23 protein-coding genes are annotated in these 22,560 nt (G+C 40.7%); 9 read left to right on the top strand and 14 right to left on the bottom strand.

Annotation, left to right across the window (positions count from 1 at the left end):
- Positions 1–691 precede the first annotated feature (691 nt).
- Positions 692–2,200: a flavin-containing monooxygenase gene (locus G399_RS0118440; protein ID WP_006011038.1), complete on the top strand. Its 1,509-nt coding sequence runs from the start codon at positions 692–694 to the stop codon at positions 2,198–2,200.
- Positions 2,201–2,235: 35 nt separating this feature from the next.
- Here the strand turns inward: G399_RS0118440 and G399_RS0118435 are convergent, their stop codons facing one another.
- Complete coding sequence (locus tag G399_RS0118435) at positions 2,236–2,847, bottom strand: flavin reductase family protein (RefSeq protein WP_006011036.1); 612 nt, start codon at positions 2,845–2,847, stop codon at positions 2,236–2,238.
- A 401-nt stretch (positions 2,848–3,248) separates the two neighbouring features.
- Between G399_RS0118435 and G399_RS0118430 the strand changes: the two genes are divergently transcribed.
- The gene (locus tag G399_RS0118430) at positions 3,249–3,533 is read left to right on the top strand and encodes a hypothetical protein (RefSeq protein WP_006011034.1); all 285 of its coding nucleotides are present in this window, start codon (positions 3,249–3,251) and stop codon (positions 3,531–3,533) included.
- A gap of 117 nt (positions 3,534–3,650) precedes the next feature.
- Entirely contained in the window at positions 3,651–5,234 is a 1,584-nt protein-coding gene (locus G399_RS0118420) for a sensor domain-containing diguanylate cyclase (RefSeq protein ID WP_034897692.1), read from the top strand.
- A 51-nt stretch (positions 5,235–5,285) separates the two neighbouring features.
- Here G399_RS0118420 and G399_RS0118415 read toward each other — a convergent pair whose 3' ends face one another.
- Together G399_RS0118415 and folX are read right to left on the bottom strand one after the other, a co-directional pair.
- Positions 5,286–6,176, bottom strand: a complete 891-nt coding sequence (locus G399_RS0118415; protein ID WP_006011031.1) for a TIGR01777 family oxidoreductase — start codon at positions 6,174–6,176, stop codon at positions 5,286–5,288.
- Positions 6,177–6,181: 5 nt separating this feature from the next.
- Positions 6,182–6,547, bottom strand: a complete 366-nt coding sequence (gene folX, locus G399_RS0118410; RefSeq protein WP_006011030.1) for a dihydroneopterin triphosphate 2'-epimerase — start codon at positions 6,545–6,547, stop codon at positions 6,182–6,184.
- A 204-nt stretch (positions 6,548–6,751) separates the two neighbouring features.
- Between folX and G399_RS0118405 the strand changes: the two genes are divergently transcribed.
- Together G399_RS0118405 and G399_RS0118400 are read left to right on the top strand one after the other, a co-directional pair.
- Positions 6,752–7,855: an AI-2E family transporter gene (locus tag G399_RS0118405; RefSeq protein WP_006011029.1), complete on the top strand. Its 1,104-nt coding sequence runs from the start codon at positions 6,752–6,754 to the stop codon at positions 7,853–7,855.
- 81 nt (positions 7,856–7,936) lie between these two features.
- A complete protein-coding gene (locus G399_RS0118400) occupies positions 7,937–8,572 on the top strand; it encodes a bifunctional 4-hydroxy-2-oxoglutarate aldolase/2-dehydro-3-deoxy-phosphogluconate aldolase (RefSeq protein ID WP_006011028.1) in 636 nt (211 codons plus the stop codon).
- Between the two features lie 48 nt (positions 8,573–8,620).
- Here the strand turns inward: G399_RS0118400 and G399_RS0118395 are convergent, their stop codons facing one another.
- The 11 genes from G399_RS0118395 to G399_RS0118345 form a co-directional block, all read right to left on the bottom strand.
- On the bottom strand, positions 8,621–9,898 hold the full coding sequence (locus G399_RS0118395) for an ATP-binding protein (protein WP_244877413.1): 1,278 nt from the start codon (positions 9,896–9,898) through the stop codon (positions 8,621–8,623).
- Between the two features lie 96 nt (positions 9,899–9,994).
- Positions 9,995–10,672, bottom strand: a complete 678-nt coding sequence (locus tag G399_RS0118390) for a response regulator transcription factor (protein WP_006011026.1) — start codon at positions 10,670–10,672, stop codon at positions 9,995–9,997.
- 62 nt (positions 10,673–10,734) lie between these two features.
- Entirely contained in the window at positions 10,735–11,001 is a 267-nt protein-coding gene (locus G399_RS0118385; protein WP_006011025.1) for a PepSY domain-containing protein, read from the bottom strand.
- A 174-nt stretch (positions 11,002–11,175) separates the two neighbouring features.
- Positions 11,176–11,592, bottom strand: coding sequence for an alternative ribosome rescue aminoacyl-tRNA hydrolase ArfB (arfB, locus tag G399_RS0118380; protein ID WP_006011024.1), 417 nt, complete (start codon positions 11,590–11,592; stop codon positions 11,176–11,178).
- Between the two features lie 77 nt (positions 11,593–11,669).
- Positions 11,670–11,969 carry a YciI family protein gene (locus G399_RS0118375; RefSeq protein WP_006011022.1) on the bottom strand — a complete coding sequence of 100 codons (300 nt, stop codon included), beginning with the start codon at positions 11,967–11,969 and terminating at the stop codon, positions 11,670–11,672.
- A gap of 34 nt (positions 11,970–12,003) precedes the next feature.
- The gene (gene trpA, locus G399_RS0118370) at positions 12,004–12,816 is read right to left on the bottom strand and encodes a tryptophan synthase subunit alpha (RefSeq protein ID WP_006011020.1); all 813 of its coding nucleotides are present in this window, start codon (positions 12,814–12,816) and stop codon (positions 12,004–12,006) included.
- Positions 12,813–13,994 (bottom strand): tryptophan synthase subunit beta, encoded by a 1,182-nt coding sequence (gene trpB / locus G399_RS0118365; RefSeq protein WP_006011019.1) that lies wholly within the window; start codon positions 13,992–13,994, stop codon positions 12,813–12,815. Before trpB ends, trpA begins: the two co-directional genes overlap by 4 nt.
- Positions 13,995–14,034: 40 nt before the next feature.
- On the bottom strand, positions 14,035–15,453 hold the full coding sequence (gene trpCF / locus G399_RS0118360) for a bifunctional indole-3-glycerol-phosphate synthase TrpC/phosphoribosylanthranilate isomerase TrpF (protein WP_006011017.1): 1,419 nt from the start codon (positions 15,451–15,453) through the stop codon (positions 14,035–14,037).
- Between the two features lie 31 nt (positions 15,454–15,484).
- Entirely contained in the window at positions 15,485–16,537 is a 1,053-nt protein-coding gene (gene trpD, locus G399_RS0118355; protein WP_026843876.1) for an anthranilate phosphoribosyltransferase, read from the bottom strand.
- A 117-nt stretch (positions 16,538–16,654) separates the two neighbouring features.
- Positions 16,655–17,278 carry an aminodeoxychorismate/anthranilate synthase component II gene (locus G399_RS0118350; RefSeq protein ID WP_006011013.1) on the bottom strand — a complete coding sequence of 208 codons (624 nt, stop codon included), beginning with the start codon at positions 17,276–17,278 and terminating at the stop codon, positions 16,655–16,657.
- Complete coding sequence (locus G399_RS0118345; RefSeq protein WP_006011011.1) at positions 17,275–18,918, bottom strand: anthranilate synthase component 1; 1,644 nt, start codon at positions 18,916–18,918, stop codon at positions 17,275–17,277. The genes G399_RS0118350 and G399_RS0118345 overlap by 4 nt, the downstream gene beginning before the upstream one ends.
- Positions 18,919–19,367: 449 nt before the next feature.
- Between G399_RS0118345 and G399_RS0118340 the strand changes: the two genes are divergently transcribed.
- The 4 genes from G399_RS0118340 (at position 19,368) to scpB (ending at position 22,498) form a co-directional block, all read left to right on the top strand.
- Positions 19,368–20,210 (top strand): PHP domain-containing protein, encoded by an 843-nt coding sequence (locus G399_RS0118340; protein WP_006011009.1) that lies wholly within the window; start codon positions 19,368–19,370, stop codon positions 20,208–20,210.
- An 11-nt stretch (positions 20,211–20,221) separates the two neighbouring features.
- Positions 20,222–20,842 carry an L-threonylcarbamoyladenylate synthase gene (locus G399_RS0118335; RefSeq protein WP_006011007.1) on the top strand — a complete coding sequence of 207 codons (621 nt, stop codon included), beginning with the start codon at positions 20,222–20,224 and terminating at the stop codon, positions 20,840–20,842.
- Positions 20,839–21,699: a segregation and condensation protein A gene (locus G399_RS0118330; RefSeq protein ID WP_006011005.1), complete on the top strand. Its 861-nt coding sequence runs from the start codon at positions 20,839–20,841 to the stop codon at positions 21,697–21,699. Before G399_RS0118335 ends, G399_RS0118330 begins: the two co-directional genes overlap by 4 nt.
- Before the next feature lie 199 nt (positions 21,700–21,898).
- Complete coding sequence (gene scpB, locus G399_RS0118325) at positions 21,899–22,498, top strand: SMC-Scp complex subunit ScpB (protein WP_006011003.1); 600 nt, start codon at positions 21,899–21,901, stop codon at positions 22,496–22,498.
- Positions 22,499–22,560: the final 62 nt, after the last annotated feature.

Here is a 22,560-nt window from a genome sequence, read left to right as displayed (position 1 = left end):
GCCTACAGTCGTTGGGATTAATTAAAAGGCAAGTAGTTTGTGAAATCAAAAATACGGAAGGCGTTGAATATTCATCACTTTAGAGTTGTCAAACAGTTCGCAACCCTGAAAGAAGTCAAGATATGTGATATTGAAAGATACTTAGCCGCTTATGTATCAATGCCAACAGCGAGAAAGATAATACATCAATTAGATGACTTAGAAATTATCACATTTGACCAAAGCAAGAGCGACAAAAGAGTGAAAATAGTACGGTTTCTTCGAACCAATTTGGACGAATTTGTATGACTCTAAAAAACCTTTAAATTCTGCAGATATTTGTCAGTTATTGGCTGTATCTGGAGTTCTCCTGTACAGCAATTTTTTGTATCCTATCTATCTGATGCAAAATGCTACCAAACTCGTGACCATCTGTTATCAATGAAGCACTTTTTTACCCTGGTGTCTATTGCTCCGACAGCATTTCCGTGTTGCTCGTAGATTGGCGATAAGTATATCCGCATTATTTCACCATGGTGGAATTATATTGACGCAACCGGCGTCATACGACACTCATTATTTGCACCGCTCAGATTTAGTGTTTATTCTTCTACTAACACATATATAAATAGCAGGCTTATGGTCTGCAATTTAATCAAAAATATTGCAAAAAGATATTTTAATAGCGTGTATATGGCGTGGAGAGTAATGAATGACTGAACAGATAGTGGATGTGCTGATCGCTGGAGCTGGTATTTCCGGAATTGGAATGGGCGTACATCTCAAACGCCAATGCCCTGCGCTTACCTTTACCATGTTTGAGCAGCGCGACGATATCGGCGGAACTTGGAGTCTATTTAATTACCCTGGTGTGCGCTCTGACAGCGACATGCATACGCTCGGTTTTGATTTTGAACCTTGGACACATAAAAAAGCCATCGCTGATGGTCCATCTATTCTTGCATATATCACGAGCATTGTTGAAAAGTATAAGCTGCACAAGAATATTGCGTTTAGCCAAACAATTGTTTCCGCTAGTTGGTCAAGCGAAGAGGCTCTTTGGACTCTGACAATGGCAGATAAATTTGGTGAACAGCATAAAAAATGCGGACGTTTTTTGTTTATGGGAACTGGATATTACGACTATGAGCAAGGCCACGATGCTTCATTTGATGGGCGTGGAGAGTTTTCAGGTCAAATTATTCATCCCCAATTTTGGCCTCAAGGTTTAGATTATGCTAACAAAAAAGTAGTGGTAATAGGCTCTGGCGCAACTGCAGTAACGCTTTTGCCCGCCATGGCAAAAACCGCCGAGCATGTCACAATGTTGCAGCGAACGCCTACTTGGTATGCAGTGCGTCCCTCGGAGGATCGTATTGCAAATGGTTTAGGGAAGATTATGCCTAGTAAATGGGCTTATAATATTATCCGTAAACGCAATGTGTGGTTGCAAAGCATATTGTATAAATATGCACGTAGTAAGCCCGAACGAGTAATCAAATTATTGATGAAAGACGTGCGTAAAGCATTAGGACATGAGCCTAATTCTACTGACTTCACCCCGCCTTATAATCCTTGGGAACAACGACTTTGTTTAGTGCCTGACGGAGACATGTTCACCGCAATGCGCGAAGGTAAGGCGAGTATTGAAACCGATCAGATTAAGTATTTTACGAAAACCGGTATTCAACTGAATTCAGGTAAACACCTAGACGCAGATATTATTATCACCGCAACGGGGTTAAAACTTGCTATGGCAGGGAAGGTAGTCTTCACCGTCGACGGCGCCAAAATAAACCTCGCTGAGCATTTTTATTACAAAGGCTGTATGTTCTCAAATATACCAAACATGGCCATTGTATTTGGTTACTTGAATGCATCTTGGACATTAAAAGCAGACATTGTGTCTCATTATGTGTGCCGGTTGCTTAAGTATATGCAGCAGCACAATCTAACTATTGCCAATCCTCGGTTAGATGATCCAGACGCCCTTGAAGAAGAGGCGCTGTTCGATTTTTCTTCGGGTTATGTGAAACGGGCTAGCAACATATTACCTCGCCAAAGCACAACAATGCCATGGCGTATAACGCAAGACTATCGATTTGAAAAAAACGTGTTGCTAAAAGAGCCTGTGAATGACGGTGTTTTGACATTTACTGAAACCTATTCAAGCACTAATGCAGGTCCGCTGATAGATCAAGAAACACCGCTAAGACAATAATATGCCGGTTATCTAGGTTTAAATCATGACATTTTCTAAGCGGGTCGAGCCTTTGTAAAAACCCCACCTAAGTTTGCGTATTGACTCGCTCCCAGCCTTGCCAATGGATTTATTTTAAGTGCATCAATTTCAATACGATTATTGCTTTGATTAACGGCATCATCGTCTACGTATAATTCAATAGCCTCTACAAAAATAATTTGTTGTGGCGCGTTACCAATTTGTTGAGTGCTATGCACTTTGCATAAATACGCAATAGGGCAATCTTCAATGCGCTGCAAAGGCCAATCGGCATGGTCAATCAATTTGATTTGATTGTCTTTAATTTCACTTTCACCATAGTTCAAACTAGCGGCAGTGGCAGTGACGATATCAGCTTGTTGTGCGTGGGCAATATGAACAACGCAATAAGCCTCATCAATTAAGTTAGCAACAGTATCCTTAGTCGTCCCATTTGGCTTTTTGCCCATTGAAAGCATACATAAAGGCGGATCGCTACACACGGCATTAAAATAAGAGAAGGGAGCAAGGTTAAGGGAGTCATCGCTATTTTTGGATAACACCCAAGCTATTGGACGCGGTATGACAGTTTGGGTCATTAAATGATAAATGGCGGTGCTCGGCATGTCGTTTAATTGTATATTCAATGGTGCTTCCTTTTTTGTAATAGATTGCTGTTTTGCCTCGTATTTTACACGCTAAGTATATATTATGTTGGACACAAAATTAGGGCTAATTAAGCTATCATGGTTTATTGATTAGTTAGTGTAACAAATCAATAATCACCTAGTCCAGAGTCCTATTTGACATAGTTTACACATGCTAACTATAGATTTTTAGACACTAACAGCCAGTGACTAATTAGCAAACAAATAAAAAGGCTCTCTACATGGAATTAGTTATTAGTCAGATTAGTAAGAAATACGCTAATGAAACCGCTAAATTAGCATGATTATGCGGATCTTTAGTGTGCTATTCTTTATTATCGTATCGATATAGAGACATCGATATTAAAACAACAAAATGAAAACATAGACTAGGATTTACTATGCACGTAGATAAAGCTAAAAAGCGAATTGCAAAACAAGTGAAGAAAGGCTTTAAAGGTTATCCTCAAATTTCGATAGAATATTTTGGTACAGACGCCAGTTGCGCAACAGTAGTCGTGGTTCAATTTACTTTGGAGGAGGGTAGTGAAGTTCAGGAGGAGCGCTTTGCAAGTCAATCTGATGCAAGAGAAAATGAAACTATCCAAACTGCATTGATCAAAATAATTGATCGCGCCAATGCAATTTCCGTTATTCAAGTACCGACTCTAACGCTGATTAAATAATACTGTTGCTTACATTTTCTTGTCGCTGTAAACCCTGAATGTTTGCAGTTTGTTTTTGCGTTTTAGGCGCTAGATATTTTTTATACATACCACTTTTATAAATCCGGTTATTAATAAATGAAATATTTTTCTTCTTTTTGTCTATTCTTTTCGATTATCCTTCTTTTCTCCTTCAGCAGCAGCGCACAAGCAACCCGAACTCAAGATAATAGTTGCCAAATGATACTCTTGGTAGACCAACAGATTGTGACAGAAGTATCGCCACAACAATCCGAAAAGACCCGTATTCGAATGCCCTTAGGAAAAAGTGTTATACGTTTAACCTGTTCCTTGAGTCAGCAAGCAGTGTTTAGCTTTAATCGGGATGAAATCGTTAATTTTACGTTGGGTGATCAAGGCGGTTCAATCAGTCAGATTAGAGCAAATAAACCTTCTTTTGTGTTGCCGATTGGAGAATTTTCAGCAGACTTTACAATTGTCAGTCACCATGAATATCTACAACAATTTGTATGGCAAGATTTTGCTAGCTATGTAAACCAAAGCCTTATTAATAACATTACGATGGGTGCCTTTTACGGATTATGCTTAACCTTAATTTTGTACGTGTTTTTTATGGGCAGAATTTTAAGCGATAAGCGCTTTGAACTTTACAGTCTATATGTCTTTTGCGCAGCAATATTTTTTCTATTGCAGGAAGGTCAACTTAATCTATTCGTGCCTGAGCATGCTTTTGTCCTGAGTCATCAATTCTTCCTGATTTTTGCCGGTCTCACTGTTTTCACTGCGACTATATTCATCGTGCGACTCACTGACTTACATTTAGCTTGGCCTAAAGTAAGCCGATATGGGCTACATGGAAATGCAACAATAGTACTTCTAGCCTCTATTGCGATGTCATTTCTTGAGCATAATATGGTCTCGTTTTGGCTGGGTAAAGTGATGTCGAATCTAACCCTTATTATTATGTTGATCCTACTTTATTTACTTATTACGCAATCTTATAGAGGTGTAAGAATGGCGTGGTTAGTATTATTCAGCTTGCTACTGATGGTAATAGCCATGATCTTTCGTTTGGTTTTAACCGATGTGAACCCTTTCTTAAACCGTTATGCCCTGATAATAGCCTTTGCTGTCGAAGCATTTATGCTGGCGGTAGTGGTATCGTCGCGAATTAAAGATCTTAAGTTAGATAAAATAAAAGCACAAATTGATGCAAATACTGATGTGCTGTGCAATGTATTAAATAGACGTGGTTGGGGAAATAAAGCAGACGAATTATTGCAGTACCAAGAGCAAAATCAAGGCGTGCTTAGTTTACTTTACATTGATATTAACGATTTCAAAGTGATCAATGATACCCACGGACATGATTGTGGCGATCAGGTACTGCAGATAATTGCTAAAATCATTCAAAATCAAATACGTACCAAGGACCTTGTTGGTCGAGTTGGCGGCGACGAATTTGTTGCTTTAGGGCATTTTGACAACACATATGAAGCAAACCAATTTGCATTAAGAATAGATCAAACGCTTCGAGATTTATCTATTCGAATTGATGGATTAGATAATATCAAAGTAAGTGCAAGCGTCGGACACGTTATTTTCGAATCAGCGCCTGATTCGGTTGCGAAAATGTTAAAATCAGCAGATAAATCAATGTACAAGGTCAAACAAGGTAGCAAGCTTATTAAAAATTATTAATGACGGCTACGATCACTATCACCATCATTAAAATAGTCAGACAATAGCATGCTATAAATCTAAATCAGCTAACGCTTCTTTCAATGTAGGAAATGTAAACGTAAACCCTTCACCAAGTAACCTTTTTGGAATCACTTTTTGACCATATAGTACAAGATCTGATGATTCACCCATTAGTGCTTTTATTACAAATGCAGGTACTCTAAAAATACAAGGGCGTTCTAGTCGTTTGGCAAGGGCTATAGAGAAAAAAGAATTGGTATTAGGGTTAGGGGAGGTAAAGTTATAAACACCATGCGCGTCTTCATTGCTTAGCAAGTGTTGAATAGCATCGATCATATCCTGCATATGTATCCATGCCATAAACTGCTTACCAGAGCTTATAGGGCCGCCTAAACCTAAGCGAAATGGCATCAGCATCTTGGATAATGCACCGCCTCCATCTGATAACACGACACCCGTTCGCATTATACAAACTCGGGTGTTGGCTTGCAGCGCTATATTTTCCCACTTCTGGCATACGGCTCGACTGAATTCATCATGAAAATCGGTGAAGTCTTCGGTCACTACAGTGTCACCTTGACGTCCATAAACTCCAATTGCTGAACCACTGATAAATACACTTGGCGCATTACTTGATGTATTAATTAAGTCGACTAGTTGTTGGGTTATTTTCCAACGGCTATTACAAATTCGTTCTTTTTGAGCGTCAGACCAACGTTTGTCTGCAATCGGTTCGCCGGCCAAATTGATAATAGCGTCAAACTTGTCTACTGAGGTTAATTCCTCACTAGTAATGCAATTTATTTGTTCGCCAAGCAAGCGCGTTGCTCTACTTGGATCTCGCGTTACCACCGTCATCGCATATTTTTTTTCTAGCGCAGTGATTAGTGTGCGACCAATTAAACCAGTGCCTCCGGTAATTAATATATGCTTTGACATGGTATTTATTCCTTAGTACAAGATAGAGATAGTGAAACTGAATCGGAGAAACGAAGCGCATGCGGTTTATCAACTTCCGCTTCTGCAAAAGTGACCCAGGGATGTTCTGCTGCAATGTTTAATATGTCGTGGGTTAATTTTTCCAGCAAATAAAAACGATTATCCTCTACGAGTCTAATAATCGCTTTGGTAATTGTTTTATAATTTAAGGCATGATCCATTAAATCTGAATCTGTTGCTTTTTTAGCGTCGTAATGAATTTTGACGTTAATGACCACGTCTTGTTGATTTTTAATTTCATCATCGTTAATGCCAATATAGGTACGAAGTCGTAAATTTTTAATTCTTATTGTTGCTTGATTTAAATTCATTTATTCAATTTTTCCCTTTGTTCTTAATCATCTTAAACTTTCTATGTGATTACTTTTAAAATTTGTCATACTAACCGTGTATATAAACTAAATCATCAACGATACCTATCTAGCTAAGAATGCTCACTCATATTAACAAGCAACTGAGTTAACTGTAGACAAATTTGTATCACTGGCATTTATTATTTTCGCAAAAGAGGCTACATGGATATTAAATCACCCATCGCAAAAGCTATGATTGTCATGGCTTGCATCATTATTGTTCTTGCTGGTATTAAAGCAGCAAGCGTCATTATGGTGCCATTTCTTTTGTCAGCTTTCATCGCTATAGCCTGTAGCCCGCTGATTAATTGGGCCAGCCGATACAGAGTCCCTCGTTGGGTATCCGTTACCTTAGTTATACTGATAATACTGGTGATTGGTTTTATGTTAGCTGGCTTAATTACACAATCATTGAGCGAATTTCAGCAAAACATGCCTGTTTATCGAGAACAGTTGACGGGTGAATTTGCGTGGATAGTAAATAAACTCAACGTATTAAACATCAATATCGATAAAAATTTGTTTTTGACTTATCTCGATCCAGGTGCCGCAATGTCAGTCGCCACTGGTTTTTTAAGTGGCATGGGCAGCGTATTATCTAATTTAGTGCTTATATTATTAACGGTTATTTTTATGCTATTTGAAGCTGAAAGCATGCCAAAACGCCTTCACATCGCATTGTCAGACCCTGAAATGAAAATGACACATATAGACCGATTTCTACAATCGGTTAATAGCTACCTAGGTATTAAAATGTTAGTCAGTTTGGGTACCGGTATCAGCATTGGTAGTTGGTTGTATTTTCTTGGGATTGATCACTTTTTACTGTGGTCAGTGCTCGCCTTCATGTTTAATTTTATTCCTAACATTGGTTCAATCATCGCCGCTGTGCCTGCGGTATTAATGGCGTTTGTCGAATTCGGTTTTTACAAAGCAGGCCTGACAGGATTAGGCTTTGTGGTGGTAAATATGATTATGGGTAACGTCATTGAACCGCGTTTTATGGGACGTGGTCTTGGCCTCTCTACCTTAGTGGTGTTTTTATCCTTGATATTCTGGGGTTGGTTATTGGGAAGCGTTGGTATGTTACTTTCTGTGCCATTAACCATGGTAGTAAAAATCGCTCTTGAATCAAGAGAGGAGAGTAGGTGGTTAGCTATATTGCTATCCAGTGACGAAACACAAACTAATGCTACAAAAGCGATGGCGACAAAAGCGATTGATGAAGAATCAAAAGAGGTAAAAAGCATTGATAAACAGACTTAGTATTGACCTCGTGTCGCTTAACAGTGGCCAAATAGATTGATGTAGTCTTATTTTTAATTAATAAACTCTAGGAATGAATTGATGCCATCGGCTCGCAACAAGATTGCACAACAAATTATTTCACATAAGCTTATTGCCATTATTCGTCTGAATAATTCTTCTTCGGTGCAGGCGACGCTTAGCTGTCTTGTGCAAGGCGGTGTTAATGCATTGGAGATAACCTCTAACACACCCGATTTTTGCTTGCATATCGAATTGGCAAGGCAACAGTTTCCAGCTGTTTTAGTCGGGGCTGGGACTATTTTGAATAGGGAGTTAGCCAAGCAAGCTATTGCAGCTGGTGCTCAGTTTTTAGTTACACCTAACGTCAACGCCGACGTGGTTGAAATAGCTCATGACAATAATATCCCGGTATTAATGGGTGCCACGACCCCAACCGAAATTGCAAATGCCATTGCCTATGGCGCCGACATCGTTAAGTTGTTTCCGGCAAACGCATTGTCTATCGACTATTATCAAGCGCTAAAAGGTCCTTTTGCAGACACACCAATGTTCGCTGTGGGTGGTATAAGTTCAAACAATGCCAGCGCTTGGTTGAGTTCTGGAATACAAGGTGTTGGCGTTGGCAGTGAATTGGCGAAAGAAATAACCAGTGAGAATGCGATGACAGAGCATATTCGCTCTATAAAACAGTTTATTGAAAGCGTTTATGAATAGCGTTTATGAATAGCGTTTATGAATAGCGTTTATTTATAATTTTATAAGTTAATCGACGCTATTGCTAAAGCGTTGATGAGGTAACTGCATACAAAATCGGCTGCCTGCATCGGGTTCACTTTGTATCTGTAATTTACCTCCATAACTTTCTAGCATATCAACGACTAAAGCTAAGCCCAGGCCTTGACCTTCGGAATAGGTATCTAGACGTCGACCACGTTGTGTTATCGCAGAAATGGCTAATTCGGAGATGCCTTTTCCATCGTCTTCTACACACACTAAAGTGGACGTTGCTTGCTTTTTATAGGTAACGTTGACTGTCGATCTAGCCGCTTTGCACGCGTTGTCCAGCAAGTTTCCGAGTATTTCCATGTAGTCGGTTGGGTCAATTGAAAGAGATGCTGATTCGGGCATTTCTAATGTCAGTGACAATGCTTTTTGTTGGTGTATTTTTGTCATGGCATCAAGTAATGACTTTGTTAAGGGAGCAACGTCGATGCTCGGTAAAAAACCCACAACGTTAATAGTGGCTCGTTTTAGCTGGCGTTTAACAATATTATCAATATGTAGAATAGGCTCTTTAATGTCGTTCCTTAAGTCAGCTTGGCCGAGAATAATGCTCAAAGGTGTTTTTATACTGTGCGCTAAATCGTCTAAACTCTTCTTATAGCGCTCTCTTTGCTGTTTCTCGCTATTAAGGAGCTTGTTAATGCTTTTTTGTAATGGTTGCAACTCGAGTGGATAATTATCGTTAATTTGATCAATCTTACCTTCTTCAATTTCGCCAATACGAGCAATAATATTCTGCACCGGCATAAATACGCTGCGCAAGGATAAGGTAATCAAACCAAGTAAAACCAAGCTTAAAACGACTATCCAACCCCATAGGCGGTTAATAAACGTGCTGAGTTCGCGTTGATAAGTATTTTTATTGTTAATGACTAAAAAGCTAACTTCCTCAAAATTACCGTCAATCAGAAACTCGGCCTTTTTGGATAAAGCAAAATGTGGATTTTCTTCATTGAAGTCGGATAAGAAGATGGTCTCTCCTGGCAAGTGCTCTTCAGTTTGCCTAAATAGCAAATTAAACAGATTGGCATTGATATCGTTATCAATAGACGATTGCGATTGCCAAACTTGTTGTTTTCTCCACTTTATTGTTGCCACTAAGTCGGAACCGGGCAGGTTTAAGTCTTCTACAAATAGCCGAGAGGGCATGACGACGTCGCCGTCTTCAAATTCAAATTCGGAAATCATAGCGAAGGCAGTGGTCGATAGTTCTTCTTTTTTAGCCAACGTTAAACTGCGTTCGTACGAATTTTGCATTGAAAATATAATCGCTGGAAAAAAGATAGCAACAAACAAGATGCAAGTTAAGAATATGCGTCGTGTAATTGACCAAGTTTTCATTTTAACAAGGACCTACTGCAAGTTGACATTGAGTCGATAACCTCTACCGCGCAACGTTTCAATTGGTTTGATAATGTTGTCTTTATCAATTTTACGTCGCAGTCTGCCAACAAATACTTCAATAACGTTGCTATCCAAATCAAAGTCTTGGTCGTAAATATGTTCAACCATCTCAGTTTTTGAAACGACTTTATTCGGGTTCATCATCAAATATTCAATTACCTTATATTCGTATGCGGTTAATTCCACGGCTTGTTCATTAACATAAAGTTGATTCGCACTAGTATCTAGCGACAAGGGGCCTTTTTGTACTATCGGACTTGCTTGACCTGCACTGCGTCGAATTAAGGCTTTCACTCTTGCTAGTAGCTCTTCGTGCACAAATGGCTTAGTTAGATAATCATCAGCGCCGCATTCCAAGCCTTTTACCTTCTCTTGCCAACGGTCCCGGGCGGTCAGAATAATAATCGGGCAGGATATGTCCATGGCGCGGGCTCGTTGAACAACTTCAAAGCCGTCAATACTGGGCAGCCCAACATCGATTATAGCTAAATCGTAGTCATATTCTTGTAGTTGATATAGCGCTTTTTCACCGTCGTCAGCTAGGTCGACACTAAATCCTTGTGACTGCATATATTGGTCTAGTTGAAGCAACAAGCGGCTATCATCTTCGACTATCAAAATTCGCATGAGTAACTCCGTTTATATAACTTAAAATGATATGGATAATTTTTATGTACTCAACACATGGACTATTTACTAACTTTCCCCGTTATGGCATCAACGGTGACATAAATTACGCGTCCAGAGGTTTGATGAATTTTAACTCGATAGACATTTCCACGCATTTCTACTTTTAAGACTTTGCCTGCAACCGCTTTTTGGGCTTTTTGTGCGGCTTGTGATTTGCTAATTCTTTGCTGTTCCTGCTTGTCTTTAGCCATAGCAACAGGAACCAATACTAACTGACTGGCGAGTACAAGCGTGGCGGCTATAAAAAAAGAGCGTAGCGTGATCAAAGTGGAGTACCTATTTATTTATTAATAACTCGGTTTAGCGAATGTCTAGCGCCTATTATGGGGTGTTTTACTGAACTTAAGCTGAATAGCTACGCATTCATCACATCGTTATTGGACAATATTATCACGAGTTTATGGCAAACATAAACAGTAGGTTATCGTAACTAGGTATAACTACATATCGATTTTTTTTCTAAGCTGTTTTTGCTGGCCACTTTTGGTTTTGCTATCCATACGCTTTCGTTGTGATGAGCGGCTCGGCCTTGTTGGCTTTCGAACCGGTTTTTCGTAAGTACTTTCTTTGATAACGTTGGCAAGTCGTTTAATTGCATCTCGTTTATTTTGTTCTTGTGTGCGATGATTTTGTGCGCGAATAACCATTACACCATCGGATGTGATGCGGGTGTCATTACTCTCAAGTAGCTTGGTTTTGATTTTATCGGGGAGTGAGGATTGATTGATATCAAAACGTAAATAAATGGCTGTGGCAACTTTATTGACGTGTTGCCCACCCGCACCTTGAGAGCGAGTAGCGGTTAAACTAAACTCACTTTCATCAATACTGATTTGGTGGGTAATAAATACAGCCATATTACGTATAGTATCTCGGGTTGCTTAGTGACTTTGCAGTTACAGTAATTCACCGTGTTGCAAACCTACAGAGCAGATTAGGGTAGCACTCTTTTGTAGGGTTTAACGGTAACTGATTTAAATACACCACCGCTAACGTAAGGGTCAGCATCAGCCCAAGCCTTTGCGTCACCCAATGACTCAAACTGTGCAATGATCAATGAACCGGTGAAACCGGCTTCTGCCGGGTCCTCACTATCAATTGCTGGGGTTGGACCAGCGACTAAAATTCGGCCTTCATCAACCAGCGCACTAATCCTTTCCAAGTGAGCCGGTCGCGCTTTCAGTCGCAGCGCTAAGCTGTTATCGACATCTTCAGCATAAATAATATACCACATGTTGTTTCCCTTTTTTTACAGGCTATACAGTTGCTTAAAGTAAGGTAGCCGCTTTCATTCTAGACACAAAACTACCTAAATCTGCGAGCATTTTGTCTTGATCTGTTAAGTTGGCTTCAATAATATTGACCGTAGCTGAGCCTGAAATAGCACCTGCCGCACCAGATTGAATCGCATTTGCTACTTGTTCAGGCGTGCTGATACCAAAACCAAGTAAAGGAGGCGCAACTTTGAATTGTGTTAGCTTTGCGATCAGCTCAGCGGCTGGAATTTCTACCGCTGTTTCAGTGCCTGTTACTCCTGATCTACCTAATAAATAGGTGTAGCCGTCTGACTTCTCGCCAATGGCCTTCAAGGTTTCGTTGCTTGCATTTGGTGGTGCAATTAGTATCTGATGAATGTTGTTCTGTTTAGCAATAGTAATAAAGCGGTCAGCTTCTCTTAATGGTACATCTGCGATAAGGATTGAATCGACACCTGCGGCTGCGGCTTTTGCATAGAAGTTGTCGATACCATTAGCTAACACCAAATTGCTATACAACAATAAACCAATCGGCACGGTTGGGTGGTTGTTACGGATTTCGCTTAGTATATCAAAGCAGACTTGCGTCCTTACGCCGCTGCGCAAAGCACGGATACCGGCTTTCTGGATTGTAGGGCCATCCGCAATCGGATCAGAAAAAGGAATACCTAGCTCTAAGGCATCAGCACCGCTTTCAACTAATTGATTGATGATAGCAAGGGATGTCTCTTTGTTAGGATCACCAACCATTACAAATGGAACAAATGCACCCTGATTTTTTGCTTTTAGGTTGGCAAACATATCAGCATAGCGTGTGGTACTCATAGTTTGTCTCCTAAAATCTTAACTACATGCTCTAAATCTTTGTCACCACGACCTGATAAATTTAATACGATAATGGTTTCCTCAGTTGCTTCATCCGCCATATTCAAGGCATGAGCAAGGGCATGAGCTGGTTCTAATGCGGGGATAATACCTTCTTTTTTGGCTAATAGTTGAAATGCATTTAATGCTTCTTCATCAGTAATTGCATAGTATTCTGCTCGTCCTGTTTCAGCTAAAAAGGCGTGTTGTGGACCAACAGCAGGATAATCTAAACCAGCAGACACCGAATAAGATTCCTCAATTTGTCCGTCTTTGTCTTGCATAATATACGTATATGCGCCGTGTAAAACACCCTTGGTGCCGGTTACGATCGTCGCGCCATGCTCTTTTGTGTGGATCCCTTTGCCAGCTGGCTCAACACCGATTAGGCGAACTGATGGTTCATCAATAAAATCGGCAAACATGCCAATCGCGTTAGACCCACCGCCAACACAGGCAACAACGGCATCCGGTAAGCGACCTTCTTTTTCCATAATTTGCGCACGAGTCTCTTCGCCAATCATACGATGATATTCACGTACAATTGTTGGGAATGGATGCGGACCTGCTGCAGTACCGAGTAAATAATGCGCTTTATCGTAGTTTGCAGACCAGTCGCGCATCGCTTCATTGACCGCGTCTTTTAACGTGCCTGAACCTGAATTCACTGGAATGACTTCGGCACCCATTAAACGCATTCTAAAGACGTTAGGTGATTGTCGTTCTATGTCTTTTGCACCCATATAAATGCGTGCTTTTAAGCCAAGCAAAGCGCATGCCAATGCAGTTGCAACGCCGTGTTGACCGGCGCCTGTTTCGGCAATAACTTCAGTCTTTCCCATACGTTTTGTTAGCAAAGCCTGACCCAATACTTGGTTGGTTTTGTGTGCGCCGCCATGTAATAGATCTTCACGTTTTAAATAAAGTTTAACCAGTGGGTTGGATACTATATTGCGGGTCAGCGTCATCGCAGTCGGACGACCGGCATAATCTTTTAATAAACCCATAAATTCTTTTTGAAAGCTTGGGTCTTCTTTAGCATCTAAAAAAGCCTGCTCTAATTGGTCAAGGGCAGGGACAAGTAGTTCTGGAACATACATACCACCAAAATCACCAAATTTACTGTCTAACTTATTCATCTTAAGGCTCGCTTCTGTTAATTTTAACCAAACAGTTCAATTAATACTCTCGTAGTGAGTTAAATAAACTGCTTAGTTTGGATTCTGATTTTTCAGCAGGTGACTCTTCAACACCTGAATTTACGTCTAATATGGCAACTTGGGTTTTTCTCGCTGCCTGAATATTGCTTGGGGTTAATCCGCCAGCCAATATCAGCCTGTGTTTTTGAGGCACATCCTCTAACAATTGCCAATTAAAGGTTGCTCCAGTTCCACCGACTTGATCGCCAATTTTACAGTCAAGCAATACTTTGTCTGCGACTTGCAGTTTTGGGGCCAGCGTATGGGCAATAAAAACGGTCAAATCTGCTTGCGTTTGCAGTACTGACTCAACAGCCCAAATCTCGCATGACTCAGGCAATAACGTACGTAATGTCTGCATATACTCAATGGATTCATTGCCATGCAGCTGAACCGCTGCTAACGTTAACTTACGTGCATAATCTGCGACCACTTCTATTGGATTGTCTAAAAAAACACCCACTCTCTTTTTACTCGTGGCTAAACTAGCTATTTCCATCGCGCGTTCAAGTGACACATAGCGAGGTGATTTTGTCGCAAATATTAGGCCCATATAACTGGCCGGTGTAGCCATCACTTTGCGCGCATTTTCGACTGAATTTATACCACATATTTTAACTTCACCAAATATGAGTTTTTCAACCGCATTAATCAAATTAGCTTCAGCCATTAATGCGCTTCCGACCAAGAAACCGTTAACAAGAGGACTTAAGCGTTGTACTTCTGAGTGTTTATAGATACCTGACTCAGACAAAATTACACCATCAAAGCCGTCTTTTTTAATCAATGGCACCAAACGCTCTGTTGTCGCTAAGTCGGTACTCAAGTCACGTAAATTACGATTATTAATACCAATAATGTTGGCACTAAGTGCTAACGCTCTTTGTACTTCTTCTTCGTTACTCACCTCTGTTAACACATGCATACCCAATTTGTGAGTGAGGGCGCTGAGCGTTGTAAACTCTTCATCACTTAAAATGGACAGCATTAGTAGCACAGCGTCAGCATTATAATAACGGGCTAAATAAATCTGATATTCATCAACAAAAAAGTCTTTGTTAATTACCGGTTGAGATACTCTAGACGTTATATAGTTAAGGTATTCAAATTTACCCTGAAAGTACTTTTCGTCGGTTAATACAGATAAACACGATGCGTGCGGCGCATAAGCCTGTATAATTTCGTCTAAGTCGAAGTTCTCTCTAATTAAGCCTTTAGAAGGTGATGCTTTTTTGCATTCCAGAATAAAGCTTGCATTAGGTGCAGTTAAGGCCGCAAAAAAATCTTTCTTGCAAAGGGTTAAGGTGTCGACAAACTTGCTTAAAGGGAAATCAATTTTGCGCTGAGCGATTTCTAATTTTTTGTCATCAACAATTTGTTCTAATACGTTTTTAGCCACAATATTCTCTTACGTCTTCCAGTTGATAGGATTAAACTTTGTTACTGTTTGTCGCGTTCATGTTGGTTGTGCTGTTGCCTACTTGGCTCAATTGAGCCGTTTTCTCGATAGTCTGCATCGGCTTGCCAGCGTCTATTGATGCCATCGCCATATCACATGCCTGTGCAAAACTATCAGCTAGATTGTTTAGCTTAATCAACGCTGCCGCATTCATCGCAATAGCTGCCGTATGAGCTGGTGTGCCACAGCCATTAAAAACGTCGGCAATGAGTGCTCTATTTTGCTCTGGGTCGCCACCTTCTATGGCTTTTAACGGATAATTGCTTAAACCAAAATCTGCAGGTAACACTTGGCTTCTAGTAATAACACCATGATTTACTTCTACAATTTGGCTGTCGCCGTGCAATGCAAGTTCATCAAGACCGCTACCATGCACAACATAGGCTCTATTATGCCCTAGCGTTACTAATGTTTGTGCATAAGTATCGAGCAGGTCAGGCGTGTAAACACCCAGTAAGCTATGTGTTGGTTTAGATGGATTTGCCAGTGGCCCTAAAATATTGAACAATGTTCTTGTTTTGAGGGCTAAACGAACCGGCATCGCAAACCTCACACCTGAGTGATACGAAGGAGCGGCTAAAAAGCACAAATTCGCTTCATCAAGACATTTGCGGGCTGTGTCCGGGCTCATATCCAAGGCTAAGCCAAATGCGGCAAATAAGTCCGACGACCCCGACTTACTTGAGACACTTCTGTTGCCATGTTTAGCTACTTTAACGCCACAACTAGCTGCCACAACAGCGGCTGCACTGGATACGTTAATCGTATTATGACCATCACCACCGGTACCAACAATATCGCTAAAATTATAATCGGGGCGTGGGAATGATTTTGCATTGCTGATCATCGCAGCTGCGGCTCCGGCTATTTCATCGGTAGTTTCAGTTTTTATTTTTAACGCCACTAACAATGCAGATAACTCAATTTCACTCACATTACCGCGCATAACTCGGTTAAAAACAGCCTCGGCTTCAATAAAACTCAGTGACTGTTTAGCATAAAGTTTTTCTAGTGCGTTGAGCATTTCTTTTGGCCCAAAGGCAATCTCGTTAGATTCTGTATTCATTGGGTTCCACCCTTGTGTTTATCTGTTTGCCCGCTAGTATCAGCGCTAACTAAAAACAGGCGCTTACTTTATTATCTAAAGCTCTGGTCTCTGGTTTACTAAAAACGCAATACTTTGCATAAGTAACACGCTGCCATCGCAAGTAAGTATAGATTCGGGGTGAAACTGGAATCCCAACATTCTATCATTCGACTGCAAAACTGCCATAACCAATCCATCTATGTTAGCAATAACCTGTAAACTTTCAGGTATTTGGGTGGCGACCAAAGAGTGATACCGAGCAATAGATAGAGGATTACTTAAGCCAGCAAAAATCGATTGGGTTTCCTTGGTTTCGGTATAACTCATTTGCGAGGCTTTACCATGCATCACCTCTGTTGCCCTTGCGACTAACCCACCGTAAGCCTCCACGATTGCTTGATGACCCAAACAAATCCCAAGTACGGGGTATTTTCCGCGCACTTTTTGCAGTACCTCAGGCATGCATCCGGCATCAGCAGGCGCACCGGGGCCTGGTGATAACATTAATAATGTCGGCCCGGCCTTTTTATATACAGCTAATTTATCCAATACGGTTTGAGCGCCCACCGTATTGCGATAAATGGTCATTTCGATGCCCAAGCTTCTAATTTCATCAACCAAGTTATAGGTAAACGAATCGATATTATCTATCAGTACTAAGTTGATTTGTTCGCTCATGTCGACTCTCCTTGTTGCTTATCATCGCAGGTCAACATGCTCTGGTCGTTTTGCTCTTTATCTGATTTAGGAGCGTGAGCAGCAATAATAGCCGAAATCACCGCTTGCGCTTTCGCACGTGTTTCATCGGCTTCAGCTTGCGGTACTGAATCGTTGACTACGCCCGCGCCTGCTTGTATATAAGCTGTTTTTAACCTCACGAAAGCGGAACGGATCACAATGCAGGTGTCCATATCACCATTGCCATTGATATAGCCAACAGCACCACCGTAACTGCCGCGTTTCTGTTTTTCAGTATCTCTAATTAACGACGCGGCACTGACTTTAGGCGCACCTACTAAGGTTCCCATATTCATGCAAGCTTGATAGGCATGCAATGCGTCTAAATCGTCGCGTAGTTCACCAACAACACGTGAAACGAGGTGCATAACATGTGAATACCGGTCGACCTTTAAAAGTTCTTTAACGTGTCGGGTGCCAGCTTTACTGACCTTCGCAACGTCATTTCTGGCCAAATCAACCAACATAATGTGCTCTGATTTTTCTTTTTCATCTTGGCGTAAATTGAGCTCTAATCGACTGTCTAAATCATAGTCAATTGAGCCGTTGGCTCTTTTGCCTCTGGGTCTGGTGCCTGCTATTGGATATACTTCCACCACGTTGCTTTGTTTGTCATATTTTAATGCCGACTCCGGTGATGCGCCAAACATTGTAAAATCTTGATCATTTAAATAAAACATGTAGGGAGAGGGGTTCTGTATTTTCAACTGTTGATATGCGGCCAATGGAGATGGGCATGGCAGACTAAATGACCGAGAGGGTACAACTTGAAAAATGTCACCGTCGAGTATGTGTTCTTTTAATGCAACAACGTCAGCACAATATTCAGCGTCAGATTTGTCTACTTTTAACTCCATATTTTTAATTATTTCTGGCACTGATATTTGCTTAGGAAGAGAGTCTAATTCTTGCTTTATTTGTTCTAAGCGTTGATGAATACTAAAATAATGCTGAGCAACGTGCGGGCCACTAAATACGGAACCAATTATTTGCGTATGTGCATTTTGATGATCAATCAATAATAAAGTTTCAGCTAGATAAAAAACATATTCAGGACAGTTGTTGTTGCCAAATATCGCCTCCGGTAATTTTTCAAAAGTACCGAGTAAGTCATATGAAAATACACCACCTAAAAACAGTGCGTTAGGATGATCACGCAAGGTTTGAATATTCTCAGTTAAGGTGCGCAATACATCAAATACGCTGGCTTGCTTAAGCCGAGAATCTTCATCTAAATTTTGATCAACCGCTGGGAATTCAAAACGAATGTTATTCTCTGACACTTCCTGAGTCGAATGATAGGGTGTTAACTTTTCTATTAAAACTGGAAAAACAGAACGTCCATTCGCCGTAAGTGCGGTAATCGTGACACTTTGGTCATTACATTCAATGCGGATCGCAGCGTCAATTAACAATAGACTTGTTAGGTTTGCTTTGCTTTCAATTTCGGCAGACTCCAGCAATAAACTGTTTTCTTTTCCAAGCGCTTGGTATGCTAATAACGGGTCACTAACATAGGGGCCATCAATGATAATACTTTCAACCTGACCAGATTGTTGTCCTAACTCTGCTAAACTCATTTTCATTCTCGTTCTATGGCTACTGTAAGCCGTTGGATTGGCTTCAAATTATTATCTCATTCTTACTCGTTTGATTTTTATTATTTATTGTCGGGTAAAAACTAATCAAAAAAAAAGCCCGTTAAACGGGCTTAAGTATTGCGAAACGAACACGTTCACACAGCCCTTAGTTGAGGTTGTGCCACCACCAAATGTTTTTCTGCGCAATACAGCTCACGGTTACAAACGGGATTGCAAAGTCAATATCGGCTATTTGTATTTGAGTTGTTGTCACGTGCTCTCTTAATATCTAAATGTTAATTCTTAACTTTATCTCGTAGCCAAGCGTATTTTTGCATAAGGCATATGTATACGTTTTGCTTTCATGTATAATGCATAGAAGAAAACAAATCGGTCTTTATGTCAAGCATAGTGGCTATTTTAGTTGTTATATTTAAGAAGAAGGTGCTTTGAAAATAGATTTACACTGTCATTCAACTTGCTCAGATGGCGCATTAACGCCGGTTGAATTGGTTCAACGTGCACAGCAAATGCAAGTTGACGTGCTAGCTATTACCGATCATGACACGGTGGCCGGTATCTCTGCTGCGCGTGATTACGCTAAAAATAGCAATATCAAATTAAATATCATTGCGGGTATTGAACTTTCTACGTCATGGCATGGATTTGATATTCATGTCGTTGGGTTGCGAGTTGATAAAGATGATTGTGTTTTTTTAAAACGTTTGGAAGGGCAACTCGCCGAGCGTGATAAACGAGCTGAGCGGATTTGTGAAAAATTAGCTAAATGCGGTCATGAAGGCATTTATGATGCCGCCTTAGAAATTGCAGGTGGTGCGCAAATTTCACGAAACCATATCGCCAGGGCGTTGGTACAAAGATCAATTTGCACGCACCCACAGCAAGCATTTACTAAGTATTTAGGTAAGAATAAAAAAGCACATGTCACACCAAAGTGGATCAGTATTGATGAGGCCATTCAATGGATACATGACGCTGGTGGTCAAGCAGTATTAGCGCATCCTGGTCACTATGATATGACCACAAAATGGTTGCGCAAATTGGTCGCTGAATTTGCTCAAGCAGGTGGAGATGCAATGGAAATAACGCATCCCAACATGGCTGCTGAAAAGAAAAAATTATTACAAGAAATTATGTTCGACAATGCCTTGCTTGCTTCGGCAGGGTCTGACTTTCATTTTCCAAGTCGTTTTACCGAATTAGGCCGTCGTTTAGACATTCCTTTATCTTGCAAACCGGTGTGGCACAGCTGGAATTTAGCGACAACTTAAGAGGGAATTTAATGAGTCAGTTTTTTTACGTTCATCCAGACAATCCTCAAGCAAGGCTAATCAAACAGGCTTGCGAAATCATTCGCGCGGGCGAAGTGATTGTTTATCCAACAGACTCAGGTTATGCCATTGGTTGTCAGATGGAAAACAAAAAGGCCTTGGAGCAAATTTGTCGCATTCGAGATATTGGCAAAGACCATAATTTCACCCTTATGTGCAGGGACATGTCTGAATTGTCAGTATATGCAAGAGTGGATAACGCGGCATTTAGGCAAATAAAAAATAACACCCCAGGGCCGTACACATTTATTTTAAAAGCGACAAAAGAAGTTCCCAAACGCCTGCAAAACCCAAAACGCAGAACCATTGGTATTCGTGTACCAGACCATCCTATTGCGCTCGCTTTGCTGGAAGAATTCGGTGAGCCGATAATGTCAACGACATTAATATTACGTAATGCATCGATGGCTGAAACCGACCCAGAGGAAATCAGAGACAAGCTTGAGAAACTCGTTGGTTTGATTATTCATGGCGGTTACTTGGGCGAAGAGCCAACCACTGTTATTGATATGTCTGACGGAGAAACAAAAATTATTCGGGTTGGAAATGGCGACCCTTCGCCTTTTGAATGAGTCAAAACCGCACGCCTACCGAGAATAAGCCGGCCTTAGATGTTGCTCAAATAAAGGAGCAGCAACCACTGGCATTGGCTTTTGTCAATGGTGAAGCTTTTATTGAAAAACCGGAAGACCTGTATATTCCTCCCGATGCACTTGAAGTGATATTAGATAGGTTTGAAGGGCCACTTGATCTGCTGCTTTATCTTATCCGTCGTCAAAAGTTCGATATTGTTGAGTTACCGGTATTGCAGATCACTCAGCAGTATATGAAATACGTAGATGTGATGACTGATGCGAAACTCGAACTGGCAGGCGAATATCTGTTAATGGCTGCCATGTTAGCGGAAATAAAGTCTCGTTTATTGCTGCCTAAACGCGGCGACGCTGCGGAAGATGAAGATGATCCGCGCGCAGAATTAATTCGTCGTTTGAAAGAATATGAAAAAATGAAAAAAGCGGCGCAACAACTTGACGAAATTCCAAGAATGGAGCGTGATAATTTTACAGCGACCGCACAAACAAGTGACAATGTGCAAGCTATTAAACACCTTCCTCAAGTAAGGCTACAAGAAATTGCCTTTGCTTTTCATAGTGCAATGCGTCGCGCTCAAGCATTCGAGCATCATCAAATTCAAAAAGAAGCGTTATCCACGCGTGAACGCATGTCTTATATTTTACAACGACTCAACCATCAGACCTATACTGACCTTTCCAGTCTTATTTCATTGTCCGAGGGCAAAGCCGGCGTTGTGGTCACTTTTATTGCGATTTTGGAATTGGTAAAGAGCGGATTAATTTTGTGTTCACAAGAGGGTGTATTTACAAATGTTCATGTTAAGTTGGGTGAAATTGAATATGCAGAAGTGTAAAATAGGCCTAACGTTGACGATGGGATTGCATGATAATGGTCAAAAGTACTAGGTACTGACAATTACCTCAGTGGTTTGCTTTAAAATAAGGTAAAATGCGGGATAGAGAGTGTTTCAATTACGTAAATTGCACAAAGTTTTTGAAGTGAGTCATTTTTTGTAGATATGATGATACGCATTTTGACGGTGGATAACGCAAATGCAAAAACTGAATGAAATTCAACTAAAGCAGTTAATCGAAGCTGGTATTTTTGTGGCCGATGGTGCACTGAGTATTGATCTAATGAAGGTTACGTTTTTAGCTGATTTTTCGGTGTCAACGGCACAAATTAAGAAAGCCTTAGCAGAACTTGAATTAGACTACGCGCCTCGTGGTATTCATTTGGTCAAGGTGGCAAGTGGTTATCGCTTTCAGTCAGATGAAGGACTGGGCATTCTACTCAGTAAGCTATGGCAAGAAAATGCGCCCAGATACAGCCGTGCTATGATGGAAACATTAGCACTGATTGCTTACCGTCAGCCTATTACACGTGGTGAAATTGAAGCGGTAAGAGGTGTGTCAGTGAGTAGTCACATTGTGAAGTCACTGTTAGAAAGAAATTGGGTAAAAGTGATTGGGCATAAAGAAGTACCCGGCAGGCCGGCACTTCTAGCAACAACAAAAACATTTTTGGATTATTTTTCATTATCAACGCTAGCCGAACTGCCCTCGGCTGACAACTTTGTTGATAGTTTAGAGCAGGCGATGGCTGCATCTAATATCGAAGATAATACACTAGATAACGAAAAGCTACATTAAGACGTGATGACTTTCACTGCTTTTTTAGAAGCACTATATTTAGAAGCACTATATTTAGGAGC

The sequence above is a fragment of the Brumicola pallidula DSM 14239 = ACAM 615 genome (assembly GCF_000428905.1).
In the GTDB taxonomy this organism is placed as follows: Bacteria; Pseudomonadota; Gammaproteobacteria; order Enterobacterales; family Alteromonadaceae; genus Glaciecola; species Glaciecola pallidula.
Note: the sequence above shows the minus strand (reverse complement) of the source record. Positions and strands in the feature narration are given on the sequence as shown.

Bases quoted from the DNA above. Each gene is read 5' to 3' on its own strand.
- G399_RS0118350 (WP_006011013.1), bottom strand. From the start codon at position 17,278: ATGAGCGAACAAATCAACTTAGTACTGATAGATAATATCGATTCGTTT.
- G399_RS0118400 (WP_006011028.1), top strand. From the start codon at position 7,937: ATGCCATCGGCTCGCAACAAGATTGCACAACAAATTATTTCACATAAG.
- G399_RS0118345 (WP_006011011.1), bottom strand. From the start codon at position 18,918: ATGAGTTTAGCAGAGTTAGGACAACAATCTGGTCAGGTTGAAAGTATT.
- G399_RS0118430 (WP_006011034.1), top strand. From the start codon at position 3,249: ATGCACGTAGATAAAGCTAAAAAGCGAATTGCAAAACAAGTGAAGAAA.
- scpB (WP_006011003.1), top strand. From the start codon at position 21,899: ATGCAAAAACTGAATGAAATTCAACTAAAGCAGTTAATCGAAGCTGGT.
- folX (WP_006011030.1), bottom strand. From the start codon at position 6,547: ATGAATTTAAATCAAGCAACAATAAGAATTAAAAATTTACGACTTCGT.
- G399_RS0118420 (WP_034897692.1), top strand. From the start codon at position 3,651: ATGAAATATTTTTCTTCTTTTTGTCTATTCTTTTCGATTATCCTTCTT.
- G399_RS0118330 (WP_006011005.1), top strand. From the start codon at position 20,839: ATGAGTCAAAACCGCACGCCTACCGAGAATAAGCCGGCCTTAGATGTT.
- G399_RS0118375 (WP_006011022.1), bottom strand. From the start codon at position 11,969: ATGTGGTATATTATTTATGCTGAAGATGTCGATAACAGCTTAGCGCTG.
- G399_RS0118335 (WP_006011007.1), top strand. From the start codon at position 20,222: ATGAGTCAGTTTTTTTACGTTCATCCAGACAATCCTCAAGCAAGGCTA.
- G399_RS0118390 (WP_006011026.1), bottom strand. From the start codon at position 10,672: ATGCGAATTTTGATAGTCGAAGATGATAGCCGCTTGTTGCTTCAACTA.
- trpD (WP_026843876.1), bottom strand. From the start codon at position 16,537: ATGCTCAACGCACTAGAAAAACTTTATGCTAAACAGTCACTGAGTTTT.
- trpA (WP_006011020.1), bottom strand. From the start codon at position 12,816: ATGAGTACCACACGCTATGCTGATATGTTTGCCAACCTAAAAGCAAAA.
- trpB (WP_006011019.1), bottom strand. From the start codon at position 13,994: ATGAATAAGTTAGACAGTAAATTTGGTGATTTTGGTGGTATGTATGTT.
- G399_RS0118415 (WP_006011031.1), bottom strand. From the start codon at position 6,176: ATGTCAAAGCATATATTAATTACCGGAGGCACTGGTTTAATTGGTCGC.
- arfB (WP_006011024.1), bottom strand. From the start codon at position 11,592: ATGGCTGTATTTATTACCCACCAAATCAGTATTGATGAAAGTGAGTTT.
- G399_RS0118440 (WP_006011038.1), top strand. From the start codon at position 692: ATGACTGAACAGATAGTGGATGTGCTGATCGCTGGAGCTGGTATTTCC.
- G399_RS0118395 (WP_244877413.1), bottom strand. From the start codon at position 9,898: ATGCAAAATTCGTACGAACGCAGTTTAACGTTGGCTAAAAAAGAAGAA.
- G399_RS0118405 (WP_006011029.1), top strand. From the start codon at position 6,752: ATGGATATTAAATCACCCATCGCAAAAGCTATGATTGTCATGGCTTGC.